Below are 16,497 nucleotides of genomic sequence, written 5' to 3'. Positions count from 1 at the left end.
CCTAGAACGCGCGAAAATTATTGAATTGCCAGGGGGCGCCGGGCTCCAGCGCTTCGTTGAAGAGAGGCACGCGCCCCTTGAGCGGCGTCCAGTCACTGTAGGTGCCGCCCAGCTCACCGAGATAGGGGCGGCAAAGCTGGAGGATTGGCGCAAACGGGATTTCGTCGGGTTCGAGGATCCCGCAGTCTGGGTTCTGCAGGGTCCAGATCACGGCTGCCATCACGGATGCCGCAACCTGCAAGCTGGTTGCGTTATTGTGAATGCACAGCGCGCGGGCCTGCTCCAGGGACAATTGCGACCCGTACCAGTAGGCACCGCGTACAGGCCCCAGAAGCAATACGCCCAAGGCATCTGTACCGCTGAAAAGCTCGTCGACCAGCAAGCGTTGCACCTCCTGCGGTTGCCAATGGCGCCCGGCGAGTTCGTGCATCGACAACACGGCGAGGTCGCAGGGATGGTACGCATACAGGACGGTCGGACGGTACTTCGGTCGGAGAGGATCGCCCAGAGTCAAGTAGTCGGCGATGGATATCGACTCACCATGGGAAATCAGGAAAGCCTGTTGAGGTCCGCACAGTGGCGTCCAGCTGTGCACGCGGGTCGCACCGCCTGGCCGCTCCAGGTAGATAGCCGCCTGGCAGCCGAATCCATGGCGGCGAGCATCTTCAGGCAAGTGGGTCTCATGGCTGCCCCAGCCGAGTTCCGCCGGTTGGCAGGCCTCGCTGATCAGACCGGGGACGGACCAGGTATTGACGAACTCGCCCAAGACCTTCGGTGTGGCAGTAATCTGCGTGTCCCGTTCAGCAATGTGGATACAGCGCACGTTCAGCTGCTGCGCCAGGTGGGCCCAGCCTTCACGGGATTCTGGGGTTGCTGCCCCAAGCTCCGAATCTTTCGCCAGGTTCACCAGCGCCTGCTTGAGCAGATGGGAAACCAGACCGGGATTGGCGCCGTGGGTGACAGTCGCCGTCGGACCGGGGCCGAGTTCCTGGCGCAGCGCCAGGATGGATTCTCGCAAGGCATAGTTGGAGCGCTGGGCGACACTCAATCGGGTGTCGACATAGCCACCGCCCCAGGGTTCGATACAGGTATCCAGGTAAAGCACCCCTCGCGCGTGGCACAGCCTGATGAGCACTAGGCTCGAGACGTTGACAGACAGATTCAGCAGAAAGTCGCCTGGATGCAGTTCAGGCTCCAGCACTGCACGATAGTTGTCGGGGGTCAGGGCTGTCTCCAGCAGCACAAGGCCCTGTGCCTTCGCCGCGGCTTGGTTCGAAGCATCCGGAGTGATGACCAGGATCTGGTCGGGACGTAGGTCGATATGGCGCAACAGCAATGGCAAGACGCCTTGACCCATGCCGCCGAAACCGAGCATGAGCAAACGACCGTTGAAGCGATGCTTGTCAGGGGATATCCCCATGGCGTTGCTCCGGCGCAGATCGCACCCAGGGTGGCTTGTCTATCTAGATAGTAGAGGACGCCTGTCGGCTGGGTCCGAAATGGCGTTTGCCGTGCCTTCGGGGGCGTGCCCTAAGCGTTGGACCAGAGTTCATGCGCCTGGAGAATATCGTCTGTTTCCAGTTCGAGCAGGTCAGCCCGCGTGTCGATCAGGTGGGCGAGGAGGGCGGCAATGGCCTGGCGTTGCGGCGCAGAGCATGCGTTCAGGAAGGTGTTGTAGGCGCCGCCCTGGTAGAGATGGAACAGCAATTGCCAGCCATACCAGTCCAGTTGGTCGTTGGGCTGCGCCAGCGCGAAACGCACCAGTGCCGGCATGAAGTAGGCGATGCCTTCCGGGGAGCAGAAGCAGATCGGGTCCCAGCCGGCGTTACCAACATCGGTGTGCTGCAGAGTGGAGCGGTCGCGGCTACGCAGCAATTCATCATGCTCGGCGCATTCGCAGCAGTGCCGGTAGTCGGTGAAATGCACCGGGCGTGGCGCGTCGGCGAACGCTGCGTCGATCAAGGCAAGGGCTTCGGCATCTGTCGGCATTGGCAACCGCCGCTTGAGGGGTCGATAGCAGGACGCTAGTGGGTTGGAGCGAAAATGTCGATGCCGCGTCGCGAGCTGACTTCCGATGTGGTTGGCGTCGGCCAGCCTCAGCGGACGATCAGACGGACGCGACCTGATGTGGTTGCCTATGCCGCCCGGGACCTCGCATGAGGGAAATGGTCAAAAAAAACCCGCCAGAAGGCGGGCCAGAGAGGTTTCACAGTCACCAAAGGATCAGAGCAGCGAGAGCGGATAGGAGATGATCAGGCGGTTTTCGTCGAAGCTGTTGGTGTTACCCCAGTCGCGGCGCATGCTGGAGTTGCGCCATTTGATCCCAAGGCTCTTGAAGGCGCCGGACTGCACCACGTAGGCCAACTCGCTTTCTCGCCCCCATTCCCTGCCATCGTCCACGGTACCGACGTGCACGTTGTCGCCATGGATATAGCGGTTCATCAAAGTCAGGCCGGGGATACCGGCGCCAGCGAAGTTGAAGTCATGACGCAGTTGCCATGAGCGCTCGCCAGCGTTGTCGTAGCTGGAGTTATAGCTGTCGTTTGCCAGGGTGCCACCGCTGGTGCCGTTTACGCGCATCCACGCATCGTCACCGTCGACCTTCTGCAGGCCGACATAGAAGGTGTTGGCGCCATACTTGGCGGAGAACAGGCCGGACCAGGTCTGGTTGTCCAAGTCTCCCGCCTTGGCGCTACCGTCTTCCTTGCCGGTGAAGTATCCGAGCGTAGCGCCCAGGGTCCAGTCGCCGACTGGCTGGCTGTGAATCAGTTGGGCGAACTGTTGCTCGTAAATGTCTTTCAGTTGGGCATTCCACAGACCGACAAGGGTGCGATTGTCGTTGAAGGCGTATTCGCCGCCGACGAAGTTGAAACGGTCGGAGGTGAAGGCCGCCCGGCCATTCATCGACATGTCTTCCATGCTGGCATCGTTGCGCGGGCTGTTGCCGCGGAACTGGCCGCCGTAGAGGGTCAGACCGTCGATTTCCCTGGAGGTGACCTGCGCACCCTCGAAGGTTTGCGGCAGCGAGCGGCCGTCGTCCGAGCGCAGGATCGGCAGCACCGGCATCCACTCGCCAGCTTTCAACTCGGTCTGCGAGATGCGCATCTTGCCGGCCACTCCAAGGCGGCCGAAGTCGTCTGCGGGGCGGCCATCGTCATGCACCGGTAGCAGTTGGGTGCCCTTTGTGCCTTTGCCACCATCGAGCTTCACCGCGAGCATTCCCAGTACATCGACGCCGAAACCGACCGTGCCCTGAGTGAAGCCGGAACGGGCGTCGAGGATGAAACTTTGCGTCCATTCTTCGGCCTTGCCCTGGTTGGCGTCGTTGACGAAGTTGCGGTTCATGTAGAAGTTGCGCAGGTTCAGAGTTGCCGTGGCGTCCTCGATGAATCCCGCTTCTTCGGCCTGGACGTGCAGGGCACTGGCGGCGATGGCCAGGGCAAGACTGGCGCGAACGAGAGTCGGAGGACGGCAGTCGGGGCGTGGGAATGACATGTACGGTTTGCCTCTTTGCTTGTTGTTCTCAGGGACGTGGCGGGCCCTTCGCGCAGGTGGCGAATCGACGAATCAGGGCGAAGGGGCCGGCGATCAGCGGTGCCGGCTGGGTGCTATTGCAACGCGATGAGGGACTGAAGACTGGCGCTGGTGCGTATGCGAGGCGGAGTGACGATTGGCTGGGACATGGGATTGGACCTTTTTTGTATTTATGGGTAGTTCCCGTAGCCCTGGAAATGAAGTCGCAGGCTGGTTGCGGCAGGGCTACGGGGTGACCAGATAGTGAAAGCTGGAGGGTGAAGGTTCAATTCGATAATCGCGGTTTTGTTCGCTGATCGAACGAAAACGAACTGGTTAGTACATTGTTGGTCGTGAAGAAATTCGATCCTCGGCCTACGTACCGTTGGGAGTGCTTCACGCACGAGGCATTGGTGCCGGCTGGCGCAAATCATCACCAAAGGCATCGGTATTGGTGAGTGCAGTGCATCCTGTAAGCGTGTCGCGCTCATCGATCCTGGCGGTTCCAGGTTTCGCCCTTGAGTGCTTGTCTTTTAGAATCGGCAAAACCTTTCAGAGACCCAACCATGGCCGGAAGTCAGATCGAGCGGGCGCTGAGCCTGCTGGAAAGCCTCACCAGCGATCCCAGGGGTCTGCCGATGCAGAGCCTCTCGGATGAATTGAGCATTCCCAAAAGCGCGACCCATCGCATGCTTGCCGAGCTGATTCGCCTGGGTTATGTGCGCCAGAACCCGGAGAACAGCCGCTATCAGCTGTCCACCAAACTGGTGGCCATGGCCTTCCAGTACCTGGCCAGCAGCGGGGCGGACATCGTCCAGCCGATCCTCGATCGCCTGGCCCAGGAAACCGGTGAACTGGTGCGCCTGGGAGTCATTGATGGCGACCGTCAGACCTGGATCGCCAAGTCCCAGGGTGCGCGCTCCGGCCTGCGCTACGACCCGGATATGGGCCGCGATGCTCCGTTGTTCTGCACCGCCTCCGGGCATGCCTGGCTGGCCAGCATGAGCGACACGGAGGCGCTGGCACTGGTCGAGCGTCAGGGCATTACCGACCTGACGCAATTCGGCCCCAATGCGCCGCGCTCGAATATCGAGTTGCTGGAGCGTCTGCGCCTGGCGCGCGCACACGGTTATGCCTGGGTGATGGAAAGCTCGGCCGTGGGGACTTCCGCGCTGGCCGCGGTGGTGCGCCATCCGCTGGACGGCCATGTGATCGGCGTGCTGAGCGTGGCCGGCCCCAGCGCCCGCTTGCCCGAGGCGCGTATCCACGACCTGGCACCGCAACTGCTCGACGCTGCCAACGAACTCTCGGGTGCCTCCCAAGCCTCGGAGATCTTCGCCTGACGGCGCAATCAGCGCCGTTCACAAAAGCGCTGCAGACGCGACTCCACTCGCGCCTGCAGAAGCACGCTCCTTCCATTGGGCTTTCCAGCGCCCGGCTGATCGATACCCCTTTCACTGACTGCACTGCGGATTGACCGCTGGGCGTGCAGGATGCGTTTTCCTCTTGCGCTAAAATGGAACCTAGTTCTAAATAGTGCGAAAATAAAAACCGGAACAGAGTTCCACTCTGATTCGGATGGTTGGACAAGCGCAAGAGGAAAACCTCCGTGAACTCACCGCTTCAGATCGCGCTCATTGGCGCTGGCGTCATGGGCCGCCAGCATTTCCAGCACTTGAGCAAACTGCCGGATGCACAGCTTTGCGCCGTCGCCGATCCGGGCCCGCAGGCTGCAGTGTTTGCTGCTGGCTGCGGAGTGCCGTACTTCGACAATCACCGGCGAATGCTCGATCAGGTGCGCCCGCAGGCGGTGATCGTCGCCAATCCCAACAACCTGCATGTGAGCACGGCGCTCGACTGCATCGCGGCCGGTGTGCCGGTGTTGTTGGAGAAACCGGTGGGTGTTCATCTGGACGAGGTTCGCGAGCTGGTCGCCGCATCCGCCGGGTACGGCGTACCGGTGTTGGTGGGCCATCATCGCCGCCATAATCCGCTGATCGCCAGTGCCCACGAGCTACTGGCGAGCGGCGTGCTTGGGCAGCTGACCTCGGTCACGGGGATGTGGCAGCTGCAGAAGCCGGACAGCTATTTCGACGTTCTTTGGCGCCGTGATCCGGGCGCGGGAATGCTGTTCACCAACCTCATCCATGACCTCGACCTGATGCGTCACCTGTGCGGCGAGGTGGTGCAGGTCCAGGCGATTACTCGGAACCGGGTTCGTGGGTTTGCCAATGAAGACAGCGCCGCGGTGGTGCTGGAGTTCGAGAACGGCGCCCTTGGCAGCCTGACTGGCTCTGATGCGGTGGCCGCGCCCTGGAGCTGGGAGCTGACGTCTGGCGAAAACCCGGTCTACCCGCATCAGCCGGACCAGCCTTGCTACCTGCTGGCGGGCACTCGCGGTGCCTTGAGCATCCCGCAGCTCAGACACTGGCGCTACGCCGTGGCAGTTGCCGGTTGGCACCAACCTCTGATCAGTGAGCAACTCGCATACGAACCGGCTGAGGCGCTCGATCGGCAGCTGCAACACTTCATCCGCGTCGTTCGTGGTGAGGCTTGCCCGCTGGTCGATGCCGCCGACGCAGGGCGCACCCTGGCGCTGGTCGAAGCCATTCGCCAGGCGGCGGAAACCGGTCGTGCCTGCACGCCAGAAACACTCTGACCCTGCACCCAGAGACAGTGAAGAACATGAACGAACGTATTTTTTCCCTGGCGGCCCTGACCGTACTTGAACTGTCGCCCCCAGAGATGGTGGAGGTGGCCGCCCGTGCCGGCTACAGCCATGTCGGTCTGCGCCTGGTACCCGCGACGCCGGAGGAGCATCACTTCCCGCTGGTCGCGGATGCCACGCTGTGCCGTCAGACCCTGGAGCGCCTGCGAGATACCGGTTTGAAGGTGCTCGATGTCGAAATTCTTCGCCTTAAAGCAGAGACCCGTGTCGACGACTTCGAAGCGATCCTGGCCGTAGGCGCGGAGTTCGGCGCCAGCGAACTGCTGGTGGCTGGCAACGATGCCAACGAGGCCCGTATGACCGACAACTTCGCCGCGCTCTGTGATCTGGCGGGCCAGTACGGCCTGCATCCGCACCTGGAATTCATGCCCTGGACCGATGCGCGCGACCTGACCCAGGCCCGGCGCATCGTCGAGAATGCTGGGCGCGACAATGGTTGCGTGCTGGTGGATGCCTTCCATTTCAATCGTTCTGCCTCGCGCCTGGAGGACCTGGCCAAGGTACCGCCGGCACGCATGCGCTACGCCCAGCTCTGCGACGTGGCGGGTCCCCGGCCGGACAGCATGGAGGAAATCCTCCGTCAGGCGCGTAACGAGCGGCGCTTCCCGGGTGATGGCGATTGCGACCTGCAGGGCTTGCTGAGTGTCTTGCCGGCGACTATCCCGCTGAGCCTGGAAATACCGACCCGCCTGTTGCTGGAGCAGGGCGTCAGTGCACAGCAGCGCGCTGACATGGCGCTCGCCAAGGCCCGCGCGTTGCTAGCGCTGGGTTGATCTCTCCGTCTCAGGCGCGGCAGGCGGCTGCGGCGCCCTTTCCATGAGAAATCAATGAGCACTGCCAGCACGCCCCTGTCCGGAGTCAATCAGCCATTGCGGGGAATCCTGCTGGTTGTCCTGGCTACCTTCCTTTTCGCTGGGCATGACGCCCTGTCCAAATACCTATGCGGCTTATACCCGGTGGTCCTGGTGGTCTGGGCCCGCTACCTGGTGCATACCCTGCTGATGGCGGGGATTTTCCTGCCGCAATCGGGGCTGCGCGTGCTGCGCACCCGTCGGCCGGTGCTCCAGGTTCTCCGCGCATTGAGCCTGCTGAGTACGAGCCTGCTGTTCACCGCCGGACTGATGTTCATCCCTCTGGCCGAGGCAACAGCGGTGAATTTCCTCGCGCCGGTGCTGGTCACCGGGCTGTCCTCGCCCCTGCTCAAGGAGCGCGTCACGCCGGGGCAGTGGGTGGCGGTGGTGTTGGGATTTGCCGGGGTGATGGTCATCGTTCGACCGGGCGGGGAGCTTTTCACTCCAGCGGTGCTCCTGCCCTTGGGCTCGGCCACCGGATTCTGCTTCTATCAGCTGCTCACCCGGATGGTCGCAGAGCACGATAGCCCGACCACCAGCAACTTCTTCGCCGGGTTGTGCAACACGCTGGTGATGACCGCCATGGTGCCGTTTTTCTGGCAGGTGCCGAGCTTCAGCCATGGTTTGCTGCTGGTGGGGCTGGGCGGCCTGGGGATGTCGGCGCACCTGTTCCTCACCCAGGCATTTCGCCAGGCGGCACCAGCCTTGCTGGCACCATTCGGTTATTGCCAGATCGTCTTTGCGGGCTTGTTGGGGTTCGTGATCTTTTCCCACACGCCGGAGCAGACGACGGTGGTGGGGATCGCGATCATTTGTCTCAGTGGGTTGGCCGCCGCCTGGTTGCAACGTCGCGATCAATCACCCAGCCTTGCGGACGAGGTGGATCGATGAGGCTTGATCTTCCAACATCAGCCCGTCGGACAGAGCAGGCCTGTCGGCTTGCTCTGTCCGACGGTGAGGTTCTCTGCAAATTGGCTGTCGAACAGGCCAGGCCGCGCCGCAAGGCGATGATCTGCGAGTCGTTGCTTCGTCATCGCTGGTCCCGACGGCTTCCGCCGCCAGCGTCTGGCCGGCAAGGTAGCCAAAGGTCTTGCCCGGGCCGATGGTGATGCCGGGACCGGGATAGGTGCCACCCATGATCGAGTTCAGGTCATTGCCGGCGGCATAGAGGCCGGCGATGGGCACACCCTGCCGGTCGAGGACATTGGCATTGGCGTCGGTCACCAGGCCGCGGGTTGAACCGAGGTCGCCGGTGTGCAAGCGGATGGCGTACCAGGGCGCCTTGGTCAGGGGCGCGGGGCTGGTCGCTATCGAAGATCCAGGCGGCGCCACTGCCGAGGACGATCAGGTCGTAGGCTTTTGCCACGACTACACCACGGGGGAATTGGGCGGTTGTATTCATGGTAGCTCTCCTCAGACGGCCAGTGGCATCACGCCCATGAAGTGGCCGAGATTGCCATCTACGCGCGGGCCATCTCCGGACCGGTCTGGATTCTGCAGCCGAGTTCGCGGGCGATTTCGAGGATGGGGGTGATGACCGGGTTGGTTACCACGTGGGCTACTAGTGCGGACGGGTTCAGGGTTTCCAGCAACTGGCCGGCAAGGGGCAGTTCACCGTTGCCGCCCATGCCCACCGGGGTGGCGTCCACCACCAGGTCGAAAACCGACAGGTTGGGATACTGGTTGCCGATATTCAGTTGCGGGAAGGCGGCGCGTAGCAGCTTGGCGAGGGCTTCGGCGGGGGGCTTGTCGAGATCGGCGATCACCAACTGCCGCACGCCGGATCCGCAGAGGGTATAGGCGATGGCCGCCCCAACGCCGCCGGAACCGACCACCAGGGCGCGCTTTTCGGCCGGCTGGAAACCATGGGCGCGAGCGGCCTTGAGGAAACCTAAACCATCGACGTTGTCGCCCAGAAGGCGACCATCGGCCTCGCGGCGGATCACGTTCACCGAACGCAGTGCTGCGGCGCGCGGGCTGAGGCCGTCGAGGCGTTCGGCCAGCACCTGCTTATAGGGCACAGTCACCACGCAGCCGCGCAGCTGGACGCCTACTTCTCACGGGTGGAGTTGCGCCCTCTGACGCCCCTCACCTCACCCGCGTCGCGGAGCTGAAGGAGGAACTGCGCAAGGTAACCGCTCAGGGCTACGCCGTCGTCGATCAGGAATACGAAGTGGGCATGTGCGTACTTGGCGTGCCGCTGAAGAACCGCCAGGGTGAACTCAAGGCGACCCTCGCCATCACTACCCATGCTTCACGGATGAGCGGTGAAGAAATGCACCAGCGCTACCTGACTCCACTGTACGAGGCTCAAGCGCTGTTGAAGCCGGCGCTGGATTGAGGGGGAAAGGGACAGGCCTGCATCGCGAATGAATTCGCTATGTCTGCGTTAAGTGGCTGCACGCTTTGTAGGAGCGAGCTTGCTCGCGAACCGGACCCTTTCGCGAGCAAGAATTCGGCGTCCCCCTCGCCCCTACAAGGCTCTCAACCCGGCCGTTGATTGCTGACAATAGCTAACGCAGGCATAGCCAATGAATTCGCTTACACAGGAAAAGCGAAGCGGGTAGGGCTTGAGTCCGTAGATACAAGGTTGGGCTTCGCGGAGCTCAGCGGAACGCCGCCCGGCCCAACCTACTCGGGTGGGACGACTTCAGCCATTCATGCTGGCGAAATGCGCCATCATGCGCGGCGCATCTGCGCTGGCGCCGCTGAACAGCTCGAAGGCCTTCACCGCCTGGAATACGGCCATGGTGCTGCCATCCAGGGTGCGGCAGCCGATCGCGCGGGCGTCGTGCAGGAGTTGGGTTTCCAGCGGGAAGTAGACGATCTCCGCCACCCACAACTCAGGCCGCAGCAGCTCTGCCGGTACTGGGGTGCCCGGAAGCTTGGCCATGCCGATTGGCGTGGTGTTGACCAGGCCGTCGGCCTCAGCCATTGCACTTTCCAGGTGGCTGCCGAGCATGGCGCGGCCGGCACCGAAGTGCTCGTTCAGGTTATCGACCAGCGCTTGGCCGCGGCTGGCGTCCACTTCGAACAGGGTCAGGCGTTCGACACCCTCGGCCAGCAGCGCGTGAGCCACGGCGGAACCCGCGCCACCGGCACCCATCTGCACGACCTGGCGACGGGCGACATCCGGCAGGCCGCGACGCAAACCCTCGGCAAAGCCCAGGCAGTCGGTGTTGTGGCCGATACGCTTGCCGTCCTTCAGCAGCACGGTGTTCACGGCGCCGATGCCTCGCGCTTCCGGCGAAAGTTCATCAAGCAGCGGGATGATCGCCTGCTTGCAGGGAAAGGTGATGTTGAGCCCGGTGAAGCCCATGCGTTCGGCGCCCGTCAGCAGGTCGGGGAGGGCGCTGGCGTCGAGCTTCAGCGCATCCAGGTCGATCAGTCGATAGAGATAGCGCATGCCTTGGGCGTCGCCTTCATGCTCATGCAGGGCAGGGGTGCGCGATGCCTGGATACCGGCACCGATGAGGCCGGCGAGAACGCTTGGGAAGCGGGATTGGCTCATGGCTTCACTCCTGGCTGAACAGTTGGTTGAAATGCTGCAGCGCCAGGCGATAACCATGGCTGCCAAGGCCGCAGATCACGCCGACCGCGATGGCGGACACGAACGAGTGGTGGCGGAACTCTTCGCGCTTGTGCACGTTGGAGAGGTGGACTTCGATCACTGGCAGCTCACTGGCTACCAGGGCGTCGCGGATAGCAACGGAGGTGTGGGTCCAGGCAGCAGGGTTGATCAGAATGCCATTGCTGCGACCGCGCGCCTGGTGAATCCAGTCGATCAGTTCGCCTTCATGGTTGGTCTGGCGGAAGTCCGTCTCAAAGCCCAGTTCGGCGCCGGTGCGGCTGCACAAGGCGGCGATATCGGCGAGGGTTTCATGGCCGTAGGTGGCCGGTTCGCGGGTACCGAGCAAATTCAGGTTCGGGCCGTTGAGCACCAGGACAGTGCGGGTCATCCAGAGGTTCTCCGTTTCTTATTAGGGCCCGCAGAACGGGCACGATCAGTAACGTTAAAAATGTACGAACTGGTTAATCCAGTCAATCGGAAAACGCTGCTGAACCCTGGCAAATGTGCGGTTATCGGCCGGTTAGCTGCCTTCTGGCCTGCGGCAATCGACCACGCCTGGCCATCTCCTGTCCGCGAAGGCCCGCTGCAAGGCGCCGCCGCGCTATCACTGGCCTTCCGCCAATCCTCGCGCTTCTCCCCTGGCTTGATCCCGCTCGTCCCGCACCTATCGCGGGCTGACCCGAGCAGCATGACGTCCATGCCGATGGCCTCCAACGTCGATCGCCGCACCGTGGGCGGGCGCATCTCCGCCACGCTGAAATGGACGGACTCAGCTCGGGATTTTCGCCAGACCCTGGGCAAGATGCGGATGCCCAATCCGACCGCCGACGACACCCGCGCAGAGACGCTGCCCAGCCGTTTCATGCGTTACGAACATGACCTGGTGGATAGACCGACCACTCTCTATGCCGGCCTGGGACACACGCAGCGCTTCCCCGACTACTGGGAGCTTTTCTCGCCAAGCCAGAGGCCGGCAGGCCCGCTGAATGCCTTCGATGGAGTCGAACCGGAGAAGACCACCCAGCTCGACTTCGGCATCCAGTATGCAGGTGCCGGGCTGGAGGCCTGGGCCTCCGGCTATGTCGGACAGGTACGGGATTACATCCTTTTCACCTACACGCCGAGCATGATGGGCGCAGCCTGGCGGGCGGAGAGCATCGATGGCCGCATCATGGGCGGTGAGTTGGGGTTGGCCTACTCGATCGACCGCAACTGGAAAGCCGATGCCGCCTTGGCCTACGCCTGGGGCAAGATCGATTTTTCCTTCTAGCCCGACCGCGGCGGCACCTTCCTGCTGAAGGTGCTGCCAGCCGGCTGCAAATGGCGACTGAGTGCCACGTGAAGCGACAGGAGGTGGGGCTACGCTCATTTCAGGTGCATGTCATTCTCGTACCTGAGCTGGTCAACGGCATGAACGACAACTCCGGGTGAGATGGACATGAGAACCGCTCGACCCCGCGACCCATGCGGAGCGTCTCCCCATCACCTTCACAACGGAACGAAAACGGCTCGACGTCGTCTTCGGTGGCCTCTGCTGGGCGCCTGCATCTGGTTGTTCCTGATGATGTTGCTGGGGGCGGAACGGGTTGCTACCTGGCCCTGGACATGAGGGTATTGCTACCAACGGACTAGAAAAATCAACACTGCGTTCAATTGTTGCAATAGGGAGGGGAACCAAGAATTTGCGGCAGACCGGGAAATTTTCCCGGGTCACAACAACAAGCCCGCAGAGGTAGCCGCAATGAAGCACGCCACACCTAACCAGCCTTTCGCCAGGACCCTGCTGTGCGTCGCCATGGCGCTGGCCAGCATGACCGCTCTGGCCGGTGTCACCGACGAAGACATCCTTGGCGATGCCAAGTCCACTGACCAGGTGGTGACCAATGGCCTGGGTCTGCAGGGCCAGCGCTACAGCACCCTGGACACGCTGAACAGCGACAACGTCAAGGAACTGCGCCCGGTCTGGACCTTGTCGTTCGGCGGTGAGAAACAGCGTGGCCAGCAGGCCCAGCCGCTGGTCAAGGACGGTGTGATGTACGTGACCGGATCCTATTCGCGGGTGTTCGCGGTAGACGCACGTACGGGGCGCAAGCTCTGGCAGTACGACGCGCGCCTGCCTGACGGCATCATGCCCTGTTGCGACGTGATCAACCGCGGTGTGGCCCTCTATGGTGACCTGGTGATCTTCGGCACCCTGGACGCCAAGCTGGTTGCCTTGAACAAGGACACCGGCAAGGTCGTCTGGCGCAAGACCGTGGCTGACTACAAGGCCGGATACTCCATTTCTGCGGCCCCCTTGGTGGTCAAGGGCAAGCTGATCACCGGTGTGGCGGGTGGCGAGTTTGGCGTGGTGGGCAAGATCGAGGCCTACAACCCCACCAATGGCGAGCTGCTTTGGACCCGCCCAACCGTGGAAGGGCACATGGGTTACGTCTACAAGGACGGCAAGAAGGTCGAGAGCGGCATCTCCGGCGGCGAAGCTGGCAAGACCTGGCCGGGCGACCTGTGGAAGACCGGCGGCGCGGCGCCTTGGCTGGGCGGCTTCTATGACCCGGATACCGATTCGCTGCTGTTCGGGACTGGCAACCCCTCGCCGTGGAACTCGCACCTGCGCCCGGGCGACAACCTCTATTCCTCTTCGCGCTTGGCCCTGAATCCGGACGACGGCTCGATCAAGTGGCATTTCCAGACCACCCCGCATGACGGTTGGGACTTCGACGGCGTGAACGAGCTGGTGTCCTTCGACTACAAGGATGGCGGCAAGACGGTGAAAGCGGCGGCCACCGCCGACCGTAACGGCTTCTTCTATGTACTGGACCGCACCAACGGCAAGTTCATCCGTGGCTTCCCCTTTGTCGATGAAGTCACCTGGGCCAAGGGCCTGGATAAGGACGGCCGGCCGATCTACAACACCGACAAGCGCCCCGGCGCGCCTGGTGCTGATGGCAAGCACGGCAGCGCGGTGTTTGTCGCGCCGTCCTTCCTCGGTGGCAAGAACTGGATGCCCATGGCTTACAGCCAGGACACTGGCCTTTTCTACGTGCCCTCCAACGAGTGGGGCATGGACATGTGGAACGAGAACATCTCCTACAAGAAAGGCGCGGCGTACCTTGGTGCGGGCTTCACCATCAAACCGCTGAACGAGGACTACATCGGCGTGCTGCGTGCCATCGACCCGAAGAGCGGCAAGGAGGTCTGGCGGTACAAGAACTACGCGCCGCTGTGGGGCGGGGTGCTGGCTACCAAGGGCAACCTGGTATTCACCGGCAACCCGGAGGGTTACCTGATGGCCTTCGACGCCAAGTCCGGCAAGAAACTCTATGAGTTCAACACCGGCTCCGGTGTGATCGGCTCGCCCATTACCTGGGAAATGGATGGCGAACAGTACGTCTCCGTCCTTTCCGGCTGGGGTGGCGCGGTGCCGCTCTGGGGTGGCGAAGTGGCAAAACGCATCAAGGACCTGAACCAGGGCGGCATGCTCTGGACCTTCAAATTGCCGAAGGATGAAGTCGTCGCCAAGCGTTGATCCGCTGACCCAGCCCGCCGCGGCCTCGCGTTGCGGCGGGCTTTTACGTAGGGAGGATCACGCCTCATCGATCCACCGCAGGTGCCAGGCCTGGCCGCTATGGTGGATAGCTAAAGCGATATTCGATCCTACGCCCGTGGCGATTTCTACGACCAAGGAACCATAGCCTGTAATGGCCGTAGGCCGCCTAATACCCGAAAACAATGACAAAAACGGGGTATGCAATGCGTGACTGCCTGTTCCAAAGCCTGCTGATCCTCCTGCTTGCAAGCGCGGTAGCGCTGGCCGGACTGCCGCCCTGGCTGGGCATAGCCCTGTGCCTGCCGCTGCCCTGGCTGCTCCTGTTCACGGGCAAGGGGATGGGGAGGGCGGTCGAGCCCCAGGAGGCCGTCCTGGATATCGCCCGCTTGACCCGCGACCTGTCGCGCAGTACCAGCCACAACGCGCTGTCTGCCGCTGGCGTAGCCTATTCGGTGGAACGTCTTGCCGAACGCCTGCAATCGCAGCTGTCCGCTGCCGAGCGCATCGTTGAAAGCGCCGATGTGATGATCACTACCGAGGCCGCCACCTCCAACCTCAGCCAGCAGGCCAGCGCAGCGGCCCACGATGCCCGTATCAGCAGTGAAGAGGGCCGTGAGGTCTTGCAGGCGGCCATGGCCTTGATGCACCAGTTGAGCGCCCGGGCCCGCGCCAGCCGCGAATTGATCGCTGCCCTCAGCCAGCGCAGCGAAGAAATCCAGCGGGTCGCGCAGGTCATCCAGTCCATCGCCAGCCAGACCAACTTGCTGGCTCTGAATGCGGCTATCGAAGCGGCCCGCGCGGGTGAGCACGGACGCGGCTTTGCCGTGGTGGCCGATGAAGTGCGCGGCCTGGCAGGGCGCACGGCCGGCGCCACCGAGGAAGTCGGGCAGATGGTTGCGGACATTCAGCGTCAGACTTCCGAGGTGGTGGAGCAGATCCAGCAACTCTCCTGCGACCTCGATGCCGGTGTCGGCCAGGTGGAGCGCACCGGCCTCCAACTTGAACAGATCGCCGGACTCGCAGCGGTGGCGGAAGGGCAGATCACCGAGATTGCCAGCGCGGCTCTGACCAACCGGGACCAGCTGTCCAGCCTCTTCGTAGCCGTCGGCCAGATGCGCAGCGACCTCAGCGTCAGTGACGAGCAGACCCGCCGCCTGGCCAATGCCGCCAGCGAACTGGAAGGTCAGGCCGAGACCATCAGCGAGCGGCTGGCTGAAGTCGGGCTGGACGACTATCACCAACGGATCTACGACCTCGCCAGGGAGGGTGCGGCACGCATCTCGGCTCGCTTCGAGGAAGACATCCGACTCGGACGGGTCAGCCTCGACGATCTGTTCGACCGGCAGTTCAAGCCAGTCCCGAACACCTATCCGCAGAAATACGGGACGCGTTTCGACCGCTACACCGACCAGGTACTGCCAGATATCCAGGAGCCTTTGCTCAAGGGCCACGAAGGCATGGTGTTCGCCATTACCTGCACGCAGGAAGGCTACGTGCCCACCCATAACCTGGCCTTCAGCCAGGCGCCAACCGGCGATCCTCAGCGGGACATGGCACGAAGCCGTAGCAAGCGTCTGTTCAATGACCGCACCGGCCTGCGCTGCGGCAGCCATCGGCAACCGCTGCTGCTGCAGACCTACACGCGCGACACCGGCGAGCTGATGCATGATCTTTCGGTGCCGATCTTCGTCAATGGACGGCATTGGGGCGGGCTGCGCTTGGGCTATCGACCAGAGGGCAGTTCCGTGCCCAGTGCGAAGAAGACGCCGGTCCGCACACACCAGGATGTGCAGGTTCTAGCCTGAGCGCAGCGGGCCAGAGCGCGCCGTGCTTCTACTACCAAATGACGAGGGCATCTGTGCCATGGGCGCATACCGGCGCCAGGCGGCGGCTGACTAAGATCGGTTCACCACCTGCCCACCCGGGCAGGACCCGACCAGAGAGAGCAACGCCATGATCTATGCACAACCAGGCACTCCGGGCGCCGTCGTTTCCTTCAAGCCGCGTTACGGCAACTTCATCGGTGGCGAGTTCGTGCCGCCGCTGGGGGGGCAGTACTTCACCAATACCTCGCCAGTGACCGGCGAAGTGATCGCTGAGTTCCCACGATCCGGCGCCGAGGATGTCGAAAAAGCCCTGGACGCTGCCCATGCCGTCGCTGATGCCTGGGGCCGCACCTCGGTCCAGGATCGCTCGAACATCCTGCTGAAGATCGCCGATCGCATCGAGCAGAATCTCGAAGTGCTGGCTGTCACTGAAACCTGGGATAACGGCAAGGCCGTGCGCG

12 protein-coding genes and 4 pseudogenes are annotated in these 16,497 nt (G+C 62.8%); 9 read left to right on the top strand and 7 right to left on the bottom strand.

Annotated elements, in window-relative coordinates; all coding sequences use genetic code 11:
* Position 1: 1 nt before the first annotated feature.
* The 3 genes from J7302_RS23455 to J7302_RS23445 form a co-directional block, all read right to left on the bottom strand.
* Positions 2–1,420: a homospermidine synthase gene (locus tag J7302_RS23455; RefSeq protein ID WP_215380416.1), complete on the bottom strand. Its 1,419-nt coding sequence runs from the start codon at positions 1,418–1,420 to the stop codon at positions 2–4.
* A gap of 110 nt (positions 1,421–1,530) precedes the next feature.
* The gene (locus tag J7302_RS23450; RefSeq protein ID WP_215380413.1) at positions 1,531–1,989 is read right to left on the bottom strand and encodes a hypothetical protein; all 459 of its coding nucleotides are present in this window, start codon (positions 1,987–1,989) and stop codon (positions 1,531–1,533) included.
* Between the two features lie 234 nt (positions 1,990–2,223).
* Entirely contained in the window at positions 2,224–3,495 is a 1,272-nt protein-coding gene (locus J7302_RS23445; protein WP_215380410.1) for an OprD family porin, read from the bottom strand.
* A 584-nt stretch (positions 3,496–4,079) separates the two neighbouring features.
* Here J7302_RS23445 and J7302_RS23440 point away from each other — a divergent pair.
* From J7302_RS23440 to J7302_RS23425, 4 genes are all read left to right on the top strand, one after another.
* The gene (locus J7302_RS23440; protein WP_215380407.1) at positions 4,080–4,856 is read left to right on the top strand and encodes an IclR family transcriptional regulator; all 777 of its coding nucleotides are present in this window, start codon (positions 4,080–4,082) and stop codon (positions 4,854–4,856) included.
* A 266-nt stretch (positions 4,857–5,122) separates the two neighbouring features.
* Positions 5,123–6,172 carry a Gfo/Idh/MocA family protein gene (locus J7302_RS23435; RefSeq protein WP_215380404.1) on the top strand — a complete coding sequence of 350 codons (1,050 nt, stop codon included), beginning with the start codon at positions 5,123–5,125 and terminating at the stop codon, positions 6,170–6,172.
* Positions 6,173–6,198: 26 nt separating this feature from the next.
* Positions 6,199–7,014, top strand: a complete 816-nt coding sequence (locus J7302_RS23430) for a sugar phosphate isomerase/epimerase family protein (RefSeq protein WP_215380401.1) — start codon at positions 6,199–6,201, stop codon at positions 7,012–7,014.
* Positions 7,015–7,068: 54 nt separating this feature from the next.
* Positions 7,069–7,983: a DMT family transporter gene (locus J7302_RS23425; RefSeq protein WP_215380399.1), complete on the top strand. Its 915-nt coding sequence runs from the start codon at positions 7,069–7,071 to the stop codon at positions 7,981–7,983.
* Positions 7,984–8,109: 126 nt separating this feature from the next.
* On the opposite strand, the pseudogene J7302_RS26715 reads toward J7302_RS23425, so the two are convergent.
* Positions 8,110–8,391 (bottom strand): annotated as a pseudogene (locus J7302_RS26715) (FAD-binding protein); the annotation flags it as partial.
* 114 nt (positions 8,392–8,505) lie between these two features.
* Positions 8,506–9,134, bottom strand: a pseudogene (locus J7302_RS23415) (shikimate dehydrogenase family protein); the annotation flags it as partial.
* A gap of 3 nt (positions 9,135–9,137) precedes the next feature.
* On the opposite strand from J7302_RS23415, the pseudogene J7302_RS23410 reads away from it, so the two are divergent.
* A pseudogene (locus J7302_RS23410) lies at positions 9,138–9,433 on the top strand (IclR family transcriptional regulator domain-containing protein); the annotation flags it as partial.
* A 309-nt stretch (positions 9,434–9,742) separates the two neighbouring features.
* Here the strand turns inward: J7302_RS23410 and J7302_RS23405 are convergent.
* Entirely contained in the window at positions 9,743–10,603 is an 861-nt protein-coding gene (locus J7302_RS23405; RefSeq protein WP_215380397.1) for a shikimate dehydrogenase, read from the bottom strand.
* A 4-nt stretch (positions 10,604–10,607) separates the two neighbouring features.
* The gene (gene aroQ, locus J7302_RS23400; protein ID WP_215380395.1) at positions 10,608–11,051 is read right to left on the bottom strand and encodes a type II 3-dehydroquinate dehydratase; all 444 of its coding nucleotides are present in this window, start codon (positions 11,049–11,051) and stop codon (positions 10,608–10,610) included.
* Positions 11,052–11,363: 312 nt separating this feature from the next.
* On the opposite strand from aroQ, the pseudogene J7302_RS26710 reads away from it, so the two are divergent.
* The 4 genes and pseudogenes from J7302_RS26710 to J7302_RS23380 form a co-directional block, all read left to right on the top strand.
* A pseudogene (locus J7302_RS26710) lies at positions 11,364–11,915 on the top strand (TonB-dependent receptor domain-containing protein); the annotation flags it as partial.
* Positions 11,916–12,404: 489 nt separating this feature from the next.
* Positions 12,405–14,189 (top strand): methanol/ethanol family PQQ-dependent dehydrogenase, encoded by a 1,785-nt coding sequence (locus tag J7302_RS23390; protein ID WP_215380391.1) that lies wholly within the window; start codon positions 12,405–12,407, stop codon positions 14,187–14,189.
* A 224-nt stretch (positions 14,190–14,413) separates the two neighbouring features.
* Entirely contained in the window at positions 14,414–16,015 is a 1,602-nt protein-coding gene (locus J7302_RS23385; RefSeq protein ID WP_215380389.1) for a methyl-accepting chemotaxis protein, read from the top strand.
* Positions 16,016–16,163: 148 nt separating this feature from the next.
* Positions 16,164–16,497, top strand: a 334-nt coding sequence (locus J7302_RS23380) for an aldehyde dehydrogenase family protein (RefSeq protein ID WP_215380386.1), incomplete at its 3' end; no start/stop codon positions are given.

It is taken from the genome of Metapseudomonas boanensis, from assembly GCF_018704125.1.
Classification (GTDB): domain Bacteria; phylum Pseudomonadota; class Gammaproteobacteria; order Pseudomonadales; family Pseudomonadaceae; genus Metapseudomonas; species Metapseudomonas boanensis.
The sequence above is the reverse complement of the archived record's forward strand: the minus strand, read 5'-3'. Positions and strand labels throughout refer to the sequence as shown.

Bases quoted from the DNA above. Each gene is read 5' to 3' on its own strand.
- J7302_RS23425 (WP_215380399.1), top strand. From the start codon at position 7,069: ATGAGCACTGCCAGCACGCCCCTGTCCGGAGTCAATCAGCCATTGCGG.
- aroQ (WP_215380395.1), bottom strand. From the start codon at position 11,051: ATGACCCGCACTGTCCTGGTGCTCAACGGCCCGAACCTGAATTTGCTC.
- J7302_RS23405 (WP_215380397.1), bottom strand. From the start codon at position 10,603: ATGAGCCAATCCCGCTTCCCAAGCGTTCTCGCCGGCCTCATCGGTGCC.
- J7302_RS23430 (WP_215380401.1), top strand. From the start codon at position 6,199: ATGAACGAACGTATTTTTTCCCTGGCGGCCCTGACCGTACTTGAACTG.
- J7302_RS23455 (WP_215380416.1), bottom strand. From the start codon at position 1,420: ATGGGGATATCCCCTGACAAGCATCGCTTCAACGGTCGTTTGCTCATG.
- J7302_RS23450 (WP_215380413.1), bottom strand. From the start codon at position 1,989: ATGCCGACAGATGCCGAAGCCCTTGCCTTGATCGACGCAGCGTTCGCC.
- J7302_RS23390 (WP_215380391.1), top strand. From the start codon at position 12,405: ATGAAGCACGCCACACCTAACCAGCCTTTCGCCAGGACCCTGCTGTGC.
- J7302_RS23445 (WP_215380410.1), bottom strand. From the start codon at position 3,495: ATGTCATTCCCACGCCCCGACTGCCGTCCTCCGACTCTCGTTCGCGCC.
- J7302_RS23385 (WP_215380389.1), top strand. From the start codon at position 14,414: ATGCGTGACTGCCTGTTCCAAAGCCTGCTGATCCTCCTGCTTGCAAGC.
- J7302_RS23440 (WP_215380407.1), top strand. From the start codon at position 4,080: ATGGCCGGAAGTCAGATCGAGCGGGCGCTGAGCCTGCTGGAAAGCCTC.